Origin of the sequence: Polaromonas sp. A23 (assembly GCF_002001015.1) — a bacterium.
In the GTDB taxonomy this organism is placed as follows: Bacteria; Pseudomonadota; Gammaproteobacteria; order Burkholderiales; family Burkholderiaceae_C; genus Polaromonas.
Window position 1 is genome coordinate 236,723 of record NZ_MUNO01000037.1, and the last position, 16,537, is coordinate 253,259.

Below are 16,537 nucleotides of genomic sequence, written 5' to 3' on the forward strand. Positions count from 1 at the left end.
AGCGACGTTGGGCGGAATCATGACAGTGGTGTTTCTGCAAGTCAACGCAATCCGAGGGGGCATCTCGGATCGCATTACGCAGCGTCAGGCTTCACATGCTGTCTGCTTCTAAACGCTGGTGCTACTGAACTATCGAAAACGGAGCTGACAGCGCCTGCCCCCAATTAAATTGATTGCTCAACGTATATTGGTAGTTTTGCCAAGCATTTGCTGACTGATTTATTGCAGCTCTTTCTCGCGCGGTCCAGAAATTGTACTTTTGCTGAAATACAGCGCGATCCAACTCAAAAGCAGCCACCGTCTGGTATCTAGAGTGCACCCCGTTGTAAGAGTTGTCCTTAGTATTCATTTGCAGGTTGTATCCGTGTGCGTGATCATCGGACAGATGCGCCAACTGATGAATCACGTCTAAACGTGACGGATGGCTCTCATTAAACCAAAGTGTCCCAGGCTGACCAGGTGTCTTGCTTGGCAAATACCCCGAACTTATTGGGCCATCAATTGCTTGCAACGATTTTCCGTAATACCCACTCTCCTTGCCGAATAACATTTTCATTGCAGGCATTGTCAACGGTCCGCCATCGGCTCCTTTGGCGTATGTATACACAAAAGGCTGCGCTCGGTTCTCGCGTATGCGCATGAGTTTGTCCAGCGGGAATCTAGGGAAGGGATCCTGACCCATGGGATGCCCGCCACCACCTGCGTTGCCGAACTCATCGGGCGTCATCAGGAGACGGCCACCGCGGCCAAATGGTCCACCAAGGGAAGGCCCGATGGGCGCTGACTCACCCCATCCCCTTGCCTTCAATCTTGGATGATTTGGAGTGAGATCGCTGTAATCTGCCTCTAGTCCGAACCCTTCCCTTGCATTCATATGGATAAGGTTGTCCACGGCAACGATCTGCTCACGGTTCCACACAAAATGTCCATCACCACCACCAATCCGGATACGCGCAGACGAGCTATCTTCACCCGGCAAAGAGTTGACAATCGTCTTTTCAAAATCAGCGATTGGCTCGCTCGGAAAACGCAGATCGAGGGTAAGGTGGTTATGCTCTGCCCAATTCTGCGCTGCCCCATTCTGCGCTGGCCGCTCAACTCCGTATGTTTCCATTACATGGAACTCTATTTCGGCTATTGATTGGAATTCAGGCTTTTGACCGCTTGCAATCTGGAAATCACGCTGATGGGAGAAAGCTTTCACTTCATCTACAAACAGGGGCTGCTTAATCCCGGCCAACCTATCAAGCGCGTGGCTACCTTCGTGGGCAAGGGCGTGTCCGAAATTTTCCTCACCGAGGCTACCCCGAATATAGATCTTCGAACCTGAAGGTGAAGTCATTCCACCTATATCGCCGGGATGCTGCGCCCCAGCCTTACTGACAATATCATTAAACGGCTGGTCACCCAGAACATAAGTGTTGATATCTCCCGCTCTAATTGCTTGCGCAACTCTTGAAGTGTGCTCGGTTACACCATCGATCTTGTCCGCTAGTGCCAGAACTTCCGGATTGACCTTTCCCGCCGTTCCCGGACCCGCCGTTCCCGGACCGACCTTTCGTGCGGTTACCAGATTGACCGCTCTTCTGATTTCTTCGCCAGACATTAATAGGCCCGCAGCAGCACCAGCAGCGGCGTTCGTGTTTCTATCAGCTAGGGCGGTCAGTATATCCACCGCCATAAACGGCAAGCTAATTCCGGGCATCGCGCGCAGGTCCCCTGCTAACGCCGGTAGCGCGATATTGTCCAACGGGTGGGCAAACCCGCTGGACATGGTTCCTAACCCTAAAGCAAAAGATCTGAACGCACTCCCAGCAGTTTGATCCTGCCCAACTACTTGCGCTGTATAAGCACCTATATCCTCGGCTGTGGCGGCGTGGTCTAGGCCAAGCGTGCTGCTTATATCTTTATTCACCGCGCTGTTAAACCAGGCGAATTCTTTGGTCAGCGCACTCCGTCCAATTCCAGGCGCATTAGTAGCTAAGGTGCCCGCCAGGATCGTCTGCAAGGACAAGGTAGATTGGGCATCCGCAAGTATCCGTTGTGGCAAACCGTCAAACGTTAAACTGGGGTTAATGGCGGTGCGCGCCGTCAACGCTGCAGCGCGTATGAGCTCGCTCGTCCCGGCCGCTTTAGTCCAACCTTTCAACCCGCTCATATACCCCTGCGTCGGGATAGATTTGATCGCCCCCGTCATACCCACCGCGCCCTTACCGAAGGCGTATCCCAAGCTCCCATCGATCGCCGCATTGCCAAGCCCTTGCAGCAAGGACTCGCTTGGGTGATCGCTCAACCAATTGTTCTCCAGTACATGTTGTTCAAGACCGAACAAACCAGACACAATCCCGTTCACCCGTGGGGCCCACGCCAGTGCAGTACTTGTTCCGGCAAATTTAGCTATTGCAGCATCGACAGCGACGACGACGGTGCCTTTAGCCAACTCTCTAAAAAACGCAGGGTGGGCCTCAAGATCTCTTCCAAATCCACCAGAACCGAAGTAATCGACACCCTTGCCAATCACGCCTCCCGGATCGTATGCAAAACGCTCGTAACCCTCCCAGGCAGAAGTTGCATAGTGAGTCATACTGTTCTCAAAGGCCCCACCCTTAGCGGCTGCCAACTGCCCCGCGTCGCTCACCGGCTCAAATTCCGCCTCCTGCCCTTGCAGGCCATATTTCCAGCTCCAATCACCAGTGGACATTGCGCTGTGCAAATTGGCGCCAACCTCGCCACCCATGTAAAACGCAGACTGCACAATATCCGCAGCACCCAGGATGGGCTGTAAAACAAATGTATCAAGCCCTGCACTAAGCAACCCGATACCGTAAAGCGGGTTTTCGCGTTGCTTCGCTGGAAGCATGCTTGTCCAAGCATTCATTCGCGCAACTTCATTGGAACCTGCCAATGTGCGAATTTGAGCTTCAGCCTCAGGATTTTGATAAACCCCAACAATGCCGTCCAAATAATCGTCTTTTTTGCCTAGTTGAATACCGTATTTATTCGAGTACTCAGCCCATGCATTGTGGAAGGCCGCCGCTTGTGCCCGCGCCTGCTGCTCAGCATAGGCACGCTGCTCCGCCCGATATCTATCTCCAACTTCCATGGAATGGAGAATAATTTCTTCGCGGGATTTAATTTGGAGCTGCCCTGGTAAACCAAAGCTAGATTCCGCCACGCCAAACGAGTTGCCTATCCATTCCTGATCCTTCTTCGCCAGGGCCCCAGCTTTGTAGGCTTCCGCATATTTGTCTTGCTCGTAATCGAGCGTGTTTCTGTCTTGCAACTCCTGAAGCTTAGCCAACTGGATTTCTTCTTCTAGATACGGATGAGCACGCTTGTAAGCTGCCTTCGCATTTGATTCGTTAGCTCCCTGACCTGCAGCCATACCTTGGTCCGCCATGCGCGCATTTTCTTCATCGCGAAGCGAATTGGCGTAGCCCACGGCATCGCCTGGCAAGCCACCCAAATAACTGCCAATCTCATGCCCGACTCCTTGCGCAATCGCGTACTGGGAATCGATGTCGTGGCCGATGTAGCTGCCAACCGCACTGACCGCCACCGCACCTGCGGCCGCATACACGGCACGTTCCCCCAAGGATGCCAGCGTGGCTTCGCCAATGGATGCGCCCAGCCGCTCCCGCGACGCCCCTGCACTGAGCGTCCCCGTCATGGCCCCTATCGTTCCAGATACGGCACCAATCCAGTCAGAAGGCTTCGCGGCCTGGTGGCTCATCTTAGTTTCGACAGCGACAGAAACCCATGGGCTAACGTAGCGGCTTAGATTTGCAAGAGAATGGAAAGTACCGGCAAGGTCCTGTGCCTTCTGCAACTGGGTCGCCGCATTTTGCGCCCCACTCATTCCGTTCACAGCGGCCCGCGATTTGTCGCCCAGCATGTCGCCTGTCATCTGTAGTACGCTCGTTGGGGTCGCGACGAGCGCCGCAACGCCAGCTCGTCCCCAATTGCCATCAGGTTTGCCATTGTGATCCGCATCTTTAAGAAATGCGGGCAGCGCGGCACTTGCCACGTTTAGCGCTCCCTGCGCAATGCGCAAACCTGTAGTGCCCATATTGGCAAGCGCCGCGGTGCCCTGCACTACCTGTATGCCTGCCCCAATACCTGCAGCCGCGCCAGTCAAGCCAGCCATAGCCACATCCGTCCAAAAGTTGAGCGTAGAGAACCCCCCGGTTTGCAAGCCAACTTGTTGCATGAGCTCTTGCTTGATTGGGTTCCATACTGCCGTTGCAGCAACAGCGACCACCACGCCTGCCACGATTGCCCCAGCCACGACACCCGCAGCGCCTATACCTGCACCCACCAGCAACCCACCCACCCACGATGCTGCACCCGCGCTCACTACCGTAATAGCCACCGCCACCACAACCGTCAACACAATGACCATAAACTGCGCACAGGTCATGGTCGGTCGGTTCCAGCTGGTCAGCGTCGGCAAGGAGCTACCCGTGATGTCGCTCTCGTTGTAGACCACGTGGTTCTCCGCCGTGATCTGGCCGTTCTGCACCGTATTGGGTATCTTGATCGCCAATCCGCTCTTGAGCTGCTCAGCGCCTGTAAGACCATTGGCGTCGGCAATCACGTACCACAGTGAAGGGTTGCCGTAGAACTGGCTGGCAATCGACTGCAAGGTATCGCCCGAGCGGATGATGTAGTTCTGGTTGCTTCCGGGGAAGTTAGCGTTGATGTCCTGCACACCCATGTCGTGGACTAGGCTGTAGTCCGTTTTTCCGGCGGCGGCGCTTGCGTCGATACGAGCCGTGTAGGCGTCCCCATCTTTGCCGTATTCACCCAGGAGGTTGCCATTGGCGTACAGATATTTACGTGTGTTGGTTTTCTCGCCCGTGGCATCTATGCCCGAAATGATGTGACCTTCGTTGTCGGCAACAAAAGTTTTTTTCTTTACCGAGAGCGTCAACCTCACCGTGGTGCGCACTTTGTTGGAGTCGTAGCTGGTGTAGCTCTTCCCATCACCGTCTGAACTATCGGTTCCGACGCTGATTTCGCGACCGTCTGTAGTCAGTGTGTACCAAGTGTGGTGCCAATCGGCATCACTAGTGAGCAGGTTTTTCTTCTCCGTGGACCTCACACGGCCATAGCTGTCGTATTTGAAAGTCGTCTCGTCTTGCGACCAGACTGTCGCGGCCCAACCACTAGCAGTCTTAAAGTCATCCCACACCTTGACTGTGGTCTTGGACGCATGGTTGTCCAAAGTGTAGGTAGAAGTATTCTCTGAGGTAGTTTGCTTGGTGTAGGCTGGAACAGGGTCGCCCGCCCCCCCGACAGAGGAAATCCGGGTAAACGCGGTAGTTCGAGAATCCACCACATTGCCGCGCACGTCATACGACAAAGTTTGCATATTGCCACCGGTGATGTTCCCATCTGAATCATACAAGCGGCTATCGCCAATCGTCACCCGGTTATTCGCATCAAACTGGTACGTCACTGTTGTGGGGGTGCTATTCGTGATGCTGAGCTGCTGCGTCGCCGGATCGTACAAATAGGCTGTACCGAAGCTATAGCTTTGCCGGTTGTTCGCCATGTCGTAGGTGTAGCTAGAAATCACGGCAGTGGTGACTTTGCCGTCCGTACCTGTGGTGGCATTGGTCTCTCCTGTGAGACGACGTGCATAGTCAAAGGTGTATGTGTGATCTAGATAGCGGAATCCAGCAATGTTGTTGGTGTTTTTGTTTTCCGGATCCCACGCAGAATCTACATAGGCTTCAGTACGATTGCCATCCAAGTCGTACTTGTAGCTCATGGTGGCGGAGTTGCCACGCGCATCCTTGCTCGCCGCATCCACCCATTTGGTCAAGCGCCTGTCGTTGTCGTAGGTGTAGCTCATTTCGCGCAGCTTGGTTGCTGCGCCTGCACCATCGTAGGTCTTGAACACTTCGGTGTTGCGCAGCCCGTCAACCGTGTAGGTGTAGTCCGTGCTCGATCTCAGCAGCGCGGTGGGCATGGTGCTCACATTATCGCGACCCCAGTCTTCTATGCGCGTCAGGCGGCCTGCATCGTCATAGCTGCGCCGCACATCTTTCATCATGAATCGCTTCTCATCATAGCGATCGTCGGTGAACTCCGGTGTGGTCTCGCGTATCACCCGCCCAAACTGGTCGTACTCGTAACTCACTCCGTCGCCCGACGTCAACAGTCGGCCAAACGCACCGTAGACCTTTTTGCCTTGCATATCGGAGACTGCATTGCCAAACACGTCGTAGCTCGTCACTTCGTCCTTGACCTGAATCATGTTGATCTGGGCCAGATCTTGTGTGCTGTCGCCAGAGTTGTCGAACACCATACGCTGGGGTTTGCTGCTGACTACCCTGCTACTATTTCCCTCAGCAATGCTAGAAGCCAGCGCCCGATAACTCAACTGCACTTCGTATATTCCCGCAAGAGCAGGGTCTAGCTTGATCCCAGGAGAAGGAATGCTGTAGGTGGTGGACCCAGAGGCGGACGCTCCTTTGGTCAGCACCATCGTAATGGGTTCTGCCAAGCGTCCACTGGTGGGCTGCAGCGTTATGGTGACACTGCCGAGCAAAGCCACGGTGGCATCCAGAATGCTCACGCTGCCAGTCAGCGTGGTCGCTCCGTTGGCAACAGTTGCAGTTATGGTGCCCGTGGTCGCGGTGTTGCTGTTATCCCCGCTCTTGAATAAGGCAGTATCTACAATGCGCCCCATGGCGTCGTAGGTTTGGGCTTGGGTCACCATCAGGGTCGATGGTTTTCCTTGGTCATTGAACGACGCGTTGATGGTGGCGGTGCGGTTGTTGCGCCCGTCATATTCGTACTGGGTAGAGTACAAATCCATCAATCGCTGCTGTGTGGCGGCGTCGAGCGTACCGCCGAGCCCCATGTTATAGCGTTTGGTGTTGTACGCCTCCGAGGTGTCGTTAGCAAGCTGTATGCCCTCGGCCTGTATCACTTTGACCAGCCTATCTCGGTTGTCATACTCGTACTTGGTGGTGTAGTCCCAATTGTCAGATGTGTTTACGCCACGCCCATCGGTCTTGCTGGCCATGCGGTTAAACCGGTCGTAGGTATAGGTGGTACTCACCCCTTCTCCATCGGTCTCCTGAACCAAGTTGCCCGCTGTGTCGTAGAACTTCAAGGTGCGCTCGAAGAGGCCGTTGGGATTGATGATTGCAGTGACGCGCCCTAAGGAGTCGACATAGTTCTTGGTGGTCGCACCTTTCTCGGGCTCTTCGGTACTAATGAGCATGCCTTGGTCGTTATAGCGATAGACCCAATCTGCGTTGGTGTCAGGCATGCGCTTGGTCAGCACCTTGTCGAGTGCGTTGTAGGTGTAGCGCGTGATGGGGCGCTGCATGGTGCCATCGGGGGCTTTGACCACGGCATCAAATTGCGCCACCGTGCGCCCGCGCGCGTCCAGCGCGGTATAGGTAGTGGTGTGCTTGGTGTTGAGCTTGTTATTGGCATCGAACTTGCTGCCGTACTGGCGTGTCTCCACCACGTTGCCATTGGCATCGAGGCCAAACTCCACGTACTGACCGCCCTGTTCGTTCGATGCCGTCTTTTGGTTCAACGCGTTGTACGAGATGCTCACACGGTTGCTGCCAGTAGGACTGGCGCTCCAAGTTTGCAGTTGCACTGCAGTACCCGTAGCGGCGCTCTGGCCTAGCGTAAAGCCGCCACGCACCGGTGCGAGATCGACCGCGCCGGTGTACAGCGCCGGGGTGACCGTGATGAGTTTGCCTTGTACGTCGCGCGCGATTGAGCCGGTTTCCCGGCCCAACACGGTCAGCGAGGTGCCTGTGGTGATGCCCGTTGACGAGCTACTGTTGGCCGCGCCAGAGAAGTTCTGCGTTTGCCGCTCCACCACCACTTTTTGGCCTTGTTTGTCGGTGTAATAGATTTCAAACTGGTAGCTGCCTTGGCTCTCGCCGGCAAAGAAGTTGCTCGCGGTGTAGCTGCCGCCGGCACCGGCTTGCATCAAGACATCAGTCATCACTGCGCTGGTAGAAGCACCTGCCGTGCCTGTCGCCACAAAGGCATAGGCAATGTGCAAGCCCAGCGTGCCCTTTGAAGCGTCGGTATTGATGTTGGAGACTTCCGCTGCGTTGAGCACCGTAGTCGCACTTGCACTTAAGGTGGCGTTGGCAGCAATGGTGCCGGTGAGCGATGCGGTATGTGTCTGGGGTACGCGCGTGCCGTAGTAGGCCAGATAGGTCTGGGTGCCGTCGGCAGCTCCGGTGTAGCCATCCAGCACGACGCGTCCCTCGGCTGTGCGCTTGGTCGTGGTAGGGGCAGAGGCCACCACCACGATTTGGTCAGTGCCTGCACTGGCCGGTGGCAGCCAGCTCGTGGCCATAGCGTTGGTCTGCACGATCATTCCAGAGGCGTCCAGCGTCATGTTGAAGGAACCGAGCTCTACGCTCGTGCCGTCGGCTCTAAAGCCGCGCAGAGTAATCGCGTAGGTGCCCGCGGTCAGCGGTGCGGCGGCGCTGCCCATCACGATCCTATCGAAGGTGGTCGCTCCACTGGCACTCAGGGATGCGGGCATGGAGTACGCACCGCCGGTGCCTGTGGCGGGCTTCCAATTGGCTTGGACCTCGATGAATTTCCCTGCATACGCATCGGGCATGGTGGCCGCCAAGGACACGGTGTACGCGCCTGCGGCCACTGCGGTAGCCGCCATGGTGGTGGTCAGCCCCACGGGGTCGCTGCCCGGACGCACCAAGCTAGTCTCTGCGCTGCGGCAGTTGTTGCCCGCAGCATCTGTCCAGTCGATGCGATAGGCCGTCATGGTAGCGGCGCTGTAGTTCTTGATGGTGGCGCTGTAAGTACTGGTGGTGCCGACTACGAGTGCAAAGCTCACTGGCGTGACTGTCGCCAATCCTCCCGACAGGCCGTAGTACAGCTTGGGCAGCGGACTCACCGGTAGCGTACTACCGAAGGTGGTGGTGATGACCACATCGGCACCACTTTGCACGACAGCCACGGAAGACATGGATGCCGGCATTACAAAGGACTTCTCCTGGGTGACCGCAAAATTACCGTTGCTGTCTTTGGTGACCACACGGTAATAGAGCTTTGTCCCGGACGCTGGGGTACCCAGCCACGCCACCGGATCGGCCGACGATGCAGTGCTGCTGGCATAACTGGTCGATAGGTAGACGACGTTGCCGATAGTGGGGTTCGTGTCGGCCCTGCTCACCGTGTCGTAGACTACCCAGCCCTCCACGATGCCTGGGGGCTGGGTCCAGGTGACCTTGGCCTGGTTGCTCTGGTCCATGCTCACCTCAGGTGCCACCGCATAGGCAGCCGTGCCGCCCGCAATCAGGTAGGTGTCTGTCATATTGCCAGCCACGTCATACACGAAATACGTGGTAGCCCCATTGGGGGTTATCGACTGGGTGACATGGGCTTTGGCATCGTAGGCCATCTGGGTGACGTAGCCGTCTTCGTCAACCACGCGCGTGCGGTTACCCTGCGCGTCGTAGGAGAAGGATTGCATCAGATCATCTTGCCCACCAGCGGGGCCCATCAAGTCGGTCTGACTGGTGACGCGGTGCAAGGCATCGTAGGTAAATGTGGTGACCTCGTTCTTGGTGTAATCACGTCCACGCAAGCCATCAATGACATATTGCAATCCCTGCGCGCGGTTGGCCCACACTGCAGATGACACATAGCCCCAGTATCGCGTACGGCTAGTCATGTTGCCCGCACTGTCGTACGTCAAGGTGGCCAGTGAACGGTTACCGTCTACCATGGCAATCACATGGCCAGCTGCGTCGTAGAGTCGGTATTGGGTATTTGCTTGCGATGTATCTATGGTGCCGTCGACCAAGACACGCACGCCTGTGGTTTTTTCTATCTGGTGGCCCGCGGTGTCGTAGGCAAACAGAGTGGCTGGCCTGACCCAGGTGGTGGTAGGTGTAGCCCCCAGCGCACCAGGGTTGCTCGGATCGAGTATATGAATTGCAGGCAGTTCTTCTCTAATCAACTGCGAGGCTGAATCGTAGTAGCGCCTGGTGAGGTAGTAGATGCCCGTGCCCGCTGGTTTGACATTGACCACCGGCACTGCCGCTTGGGGTTCGTGATATACACGCTGTGCAATCTGGTTACCCACGGCATCGTAGTCCCACTCCACCAGATAACCCATCGGGTCAATCATGGCTGTTTTGCGGTGCTGCTCATCGTAGTAGGAGTAAGTCACATTGCCGGAGCGATCCGTCGTGCTCGACTCGTCACCATAGAGGTTGTAGGTGTGGCCTTCGGTGAGGTTCTTGATCACTTTGGCGCCGGAATTGCTCAAGGTTTGCGTGGCACCGCCGCTGGTCGATACCGGCTGCTGTTCGATGATGACCTCGTCGCCTCTTGCGTTGAGATACGATGCCTTGAAGTCGTAGCTTCCCACCGGCAGGCTCAGCTCAGGGCTCAGGGTATAGGTGCTGCTTGTCGCGTTAGAGCTGAGTAACAATAAGACCACATCTGTATAGGCAGCGCCCGATCCCGCAAGCCGGTAGCCAAGGTGTACGCTGGCTGCCGCCGTGTCTTCTGCTTTGGTAAGCGTCACTTTGAAGCCCACCGTGCTGGCGCCCGTCGCACCAAGGTTACTCGACGTGACGGTGAGGGTGTGTGCGTTGGTGAGGTTAGGCGGCGTGCCGCTCACACCCAAAGTGGTGACTTCGGTGGCAGGCAGGGTGACCTTCATAGCGCGGCCTGCAAGGTCGTAGTCATACGTGGTAACACGTGCCTCACCGGCCAGACCAGTCGGTGGCACCCATTCATAAACACCCACACCGCGCAAGTCTTTATCTATCCGGGTCTGATACTCGGTTTTGGTCACCATATTGCCCACGGCATCGTAGGCATAGGTGCTCACTGCGCTGTCGCCGTTCCATTCGCCGGTCAGGCGGTTGTCGCAGTCGTAATAGCGTGTCGATCTGAAATCGGCCACAAACGAGTTGCCAGAGAAGGTGCTAGTGGCTTGGCTGGTGGTGACAAATTGGTGCTCCACCGTGACAGCGCGTCCCGCGCTGTCACCGTACCACACGTTGATTTCATACAAACCAGGCTGTGCCAGTGCAAGATTGCCAGTCTGATAAACCCCGGCGACACCCACAGGGTAGGTGTCGGTGTAATAAAGCCAAGTCGATGTGCCAGCCAATCGGTACTGCACTGCCATATTCACAATAGGCCCACCGGTAACCTCGGCAGGATCCATGGTCACCTTGATCGCGAGGCTGGTCGCTGTCGCGGAGACTGTCATGCTGTGCGAATACGGACTCAACGAACCAGTGGCCACATCGGTTACGCGCCCTGCAGCGTCGTAGGTGGTACGCGTAGCAGGGGAGGTGGTCTGTTGACCACCGGCTACCGTAAAGAGTGATGTCGATGGCTGTGTTTCTAGAATCTGGCGATTGTTTTTATCGTACGCATAATTGATTGTCCCCGCGTCATCGGACTTGCTCGTGAGATTGTTAAGCTGGTCGTAGCCGTACCGTGTGGTCTGTGATACAGGATCATTGACTTCGGTGCTAGTGATACGGTTGTTGTTGTAATCGTATGTGGAATCATGCACAACGGCACCACTCCCCGAACCGTCGCTGCCCCCGTTGGTGACACGCACGACGTTGCCCAACAGGTCGTACGTGGTTTGGGTCGATGCCAGCACAGTCGTTGATAACCCGACCCCAAGCTGGATCACCTCGGAAGTACGGTTGTTGTTCAGGTCATAACTGTAGAAAGTGTAGCGTTCGGGGTTCTGAATATCTGCGAGATTGACCGTCTTGATGCGGATCAGGTTATTAGCGGTGTTGTATTGGTACGTGGTCTGGGTACTGTCCACATCGGTGAACTGCTGCACACGCCCCGACGAGTCGTAGGTGTAGTACTGCACTCTGGGCGCAGTAGTGTTCGCAAAAAGCGTGACCTCGATGGGCTTGCCGGCACCGTTGTAGACAGTCGTGGTTTTGGTTCCATCAACATCGGTGCGCGAGACAAGCTGGCTGCTCCCGTCGTACGCGAGATTAACCACGCGATCGGTCGTCGGCGCAGCAATGCCGGGCTTGTTCACTGTACCAACGCCTTCGAGTGTTGCCAGCGTTGCGGCCGGCAGTGCCCCCAGATCATTGAGCGCATTCGGGTACGGGGTCATATAGGTGTACTCCTGCGTGCGATTGCCCGCAGAGTCGTACCTGAAAGTGCTGATGACCGAGCCGGTGACACCGTTGACGCTGCGCGGTGGCTCCGCAGACATCACCATCTTGTTAACGTTGTTGTAGTAGTAATGCGCCACATTGCCCAGCGCATCGGTCACTTTGATGCGGTTGCCAAGCTTGTCGTAGGCGTAGGTAGCAGCGGCCAGGCCATAACCATCTATATCCGCGGTCTTGCGGTTATTGGCGTCATAGGTCGCACCGTCGGTGCGCATCACGGTCACGCCGGATGCCCCGTAGATCACACCGTATTTGTTCTGGATGGCATTGCCCATCGCGTCGTAGACATGCTCCGTGCGCGAAGCCGCTGGGTCATATGAGCCGGTGGGGTTATGAGTGCCAAACGGCGTGATCTCGGCCGTGAGGTTGTGGTTGCCGTCGTATTCGAATATCTTGCTAATGGCCACACCGGGGGCGGTGACGTCCTTCAGCGTGTGCTCAACCGGCACAAGCTCGAAGGGCATATTCCTGCCGTAGGCATATCCGTCTGTCGCGTAATCCTGTTGATCAAATTTTATGATCGGCAAAGCTATCTTATCGACCTTGCCTAGTTCGCCTTGTCGAACTTGATAAGTAATGCTAGGTATTGCAAAGACCAGTTTAGAACCTTGGCCAGGAAAGGTTTGGTTGAATACCCTTTTCACCGCCTCGACTGCGGATCCATCGACAGCGTTATTAACTGCACTTCCATAAAGCTCCACCGCCAAAGCAGCCCAGGTCGTAGAAGTCACCACGTAGTAGGGTAGACCGACCTTGTATGTTCTGCTAAATACAAGGGGATCTGGAAGACTCTGCGTGGTAAACACTTGGCCAACGTAAAGATCCCCGAAGATCTCCTGTAACTTAGCTGCCGCGTATCCGTTTTCCGTAGCACCCTGATTGCCGTAGACAGTTGTGAACACGTTAACCCATGTGTCTGACGGTCTTGCGGTGTATTGAGCCACCGGCTCCATCGTGGTGAGGGTTTGCGGCATGCCCACCAGAGTCGGGTTGTCGGCGAGATTTGGTAAATATCCCATGGCCGCACGAATGCCATCTTGCAAGGCCTGAATGGTTGCCGCGCTGCTGTCACCGTACAAGTTTTGGGCCACATCGGCCCAAGTCAACGCCGAATTGGCACCGGGTGAATACGAGTTGGGGGTCTGCTGGTCATGCTCACCAATCTTGTCGCCCGCCTTGTCATACACATAGCTGGTGCGCCCCCCTGCTGGGGTATCCGTGCGGATCAAGCGGTTCATCGCATCGTAGGTGTATTTCGTAGTTCCTTGCGTGACGTATTCGGGCTCTGCCCAGCTGTTATAGACAGAAATGCCCCCCCCTCCCCCGGGGCCACCCAAAGGTTCGGTCTCCGCTATACGGTTGTTGCGACCGTCGTAGGCAAAGGTGTGCTCCGTAAATACCCGGTCATTAGTGGGGCCGCCGTAAGCTTCGTAGTTGTGCTCGCCTTCGCGCATGCCTATCATGCGGTCAATATTGTCGTAGTCGTAGTAACTGATAAAGTCATTTACCGCGCGCGCAGCCTTACTTGCATCGTACGTCGCATCCGTAACAGGAACCAAGTACAACCCATGCGTGATCGATATCTGATTTCCAAATAAGTCGTATCCAATGCGGGTGCTAAAGCCCTCACCGTCTGTCACTACGGTTTTGCGACTGCGAAAGTCATAGCTATACGTGGTCGTGCGGGGATCGGTACCATTGCCCCAAGATTGGGTGGCCAAGACGATGTTGCCACGGCGGTCATAGACGTTTACCGTCATGAGGTCGGTAGCCGCAGGGGTCGCCAAGCCGCTGCCGTACACGGTCTTGATTAAGCGACCGAGTTGGTCAAAGGTATTGAGGCGAATACTGCCGTTAACATCTGTGACCCTGGTCTGATTGCCCAGCACGTCGTACTGGAAGCTGCTCACAAACGTCATCGGATCGGTCACCTTGATTAGGCGGTTGTCCTTGTCGTAGTCGTAGCTCGTGATGCGCTGTTGCCCAGATACACCCACCGCTTGCGTGGCGGTGAGCTTATTGCCCATGCCGTCATAGGTATAGGCCGTAGTAACCCCGTTGGCATCAGTCGCAGTTTTGATGCGGCTGTTGCGATCGTAGGTGGAGCTGATGGAGGTGGCAGCGCGTATCTTGTCAAAGTCGCTACCACTCAGATCCACCGAGGCCTTACCCTGCCCTTTGTTGACCCCACTAAGGTACACCACACCTATGCGTTGACGCCAGTCTTTGTAGTAGTTGGTGATCGCCACCGTGGCGCCGTCGGCCTCATAGGCATCGTTCATCGTGGTCAAGGCCACGTAGTTGCCGTTGGTGGTGGCAGTCAGGTTGCCTGCCGCGTCGTAGGTCTGGTTGTAAATGGCGTATTCATTGGCCGTGATGTTCTTTTGGGCAATGAGTTGGCGATCACGGTTGTAGGTGAACATGGTTGCCACACCGTCTGCGTAAATACGGTCAGCACTGACGTAGGCATCGAACTTGATCGCCAAATCACCGTCGGCGTTATAGAACATCTGGTTGCTGATCCACTGGGCGTTTTGTTCATAGACCAAGCGTCCATTGGCATCGTAGTAGAACCGTGTCGTGCGCATCTCTGGCTTGCCCCAGGCGTCATAGCGAACTGCGGTATTGCCAAAGGCATCGAGCTCCACATGGACGGTATAGGCCTCGGCGGTGCCATACGCTTCGGTGACATCGGTTACGCGTCCTGCCAGGTCATAGGCATAGGCCGTAGCAACGGCACGGTCTTTCTCTAGCGTAGAATCGGCCGAGCCCACTACCGTTAGCTTGTTGCCTAAGGCATCGTAGCTGTAGTCGGTAAATATCTGACTCGATGCCAGCGCCGTGCTCTGGCGGGTCTCACGCTTGAGGCGCCCTACTTCATCATAATCGTAAGAGACGATGTGGGTGGTGTCACCGGCCACAGGTGCAGGGTTCCCACTGGCGGGCACAGTCGTGGGCTTGTCGTACACGGTTTGCTTGACGAGCTGGCCGAAGGCGTTGTAGTCCTTCTTGGTAAGGTACAACTCTCCACTCAAAGTGTAAGTCTCTTCACCGATGGCATTGAAGTAACTGTAGGTGTCGACCCACTTGGTCGCCGAATTGTCGATGGCCTGCTGGGTGTGCCAGAGCTGGCCGAGCGCGTTGTAGAAGTACTTGGTGAGATACCCCTCGCCATCGGTCTTTTGTGTCTGTCTGCCCGTTGCGTCGTACTGGTACTGTGTGATCTGGTCCAAGCCCGCCGAGGCTGCGGGCGCCGGGGTAGCAGCGCTGGGGTCTACCGGCATGGTGACCGGCTTGACGTAGCGCGTGGTGCTGCTTACGTTGCCCAGCGCATCGTAGGCGTATTGGGTGACATAGCCCATTTTATCAACGGTGTAGGTCACGCGGTTAGCCTGATCGTAGTAGCTCACGTCGGTGTACAGGCCCGTGAGCTTGACTTTGTCAGCGTCGGTGAGCTCGGCGGCGGTGCCACCACCGGTGACCACGCCCAAGCGCGCGCGCAGGTCTTTGTAGTAGCCGTCGTTAGGCGCTAAGCGCGAATCGTCGGTAGATGAAAGCAAGTTGTCTTTCGCAACAATCGCCGCAGCCATTGGGTCAACCACTTGGTTGCGTCTGCCCAGTGCATCGTATTTGTACTCGGTTGTGTTCCCCACACCATCGACCATGCTGGTCTGGCGACCCGCTGCATCAAAGGTGTTGGTGATGGTGCGATCCCACCTGGTATTAAAAGTCGGCAGTTGTGTCTGCAGCAGCGCTGTGAGAGAAGCTGTAGTGGGACTAGCACCCATTCCCGTCAGGCGGTTGTACAACTGCGTGCTTTGAGCCACCGATCCGTCAGCGTTATAGGTGTTCTTGCTGATCTCACCCAGGCCGTTGATTGTGTAGGTCTGTCTTCCAGCAGCGTCGTACAGGTTGAAGGTGAGGTGGTCGTTGTTGGCCAGGTTGGGCACCGGCAGCGCCGCTACCTTGGTGCCCACTGTGGCGCTCATCGTGGCCAGTTCGCTGGCCGTGAGCGCGCTGCCCGTGATCACGTCCGTGATGCTGCTCGGGCGTGTGCCGTAGCCTATCGTCTGCGCCACCGAGCCGTCGGCGTTGTAGACGATCTCGCTTACTTCGCCCAGGTTGTTCACGCTCGATGTCTGGCGTCCCACGGCGTCGTAGCCGTTGAAGACGACGTGGTCTTTGGTGACATCCACCGTCAGGGGTGTGGTTACCAGTGTGCCGGCAATGTCCTCCGCCGTCGTTGTGCCGCTGATGCCGTTCATCGGCGTCATGTACTGCACGCTCGCCGCCACCGTCCCGTCGGCGTTGTAGATCGCCTGGCTCACTGACCC

The 16,537-nt window shown here is 56.2% G+C and carries 1 protein-coding gene; it reads right to left on the bottom strand.

What is annotated here, in order from left to right:
- Positions 1-121: 121 nt before the first annotated feature.
- Positions 122-16,477, bottom strand: a complete 16,356-nt coding sequence (locus B0B52_RS17990) for a LysM peptidoglycan-binding domain-containing protein (protein ID WP_217349813.1) — start codon at positions 16,475-16,477, stop codon at positions 122-124.
- Positions 16,478-16,537: the final 60 nt, after the last annotated feature.

Coding starts and splice junctions, on each gene's coding strand:
- B0B52_RS17990 (WP_217349813.1), bottom strand. CDS start 16,477: ATGACGCCGATGAACGGCATCAGCGGCACAACGACGGCGGAGGACATT.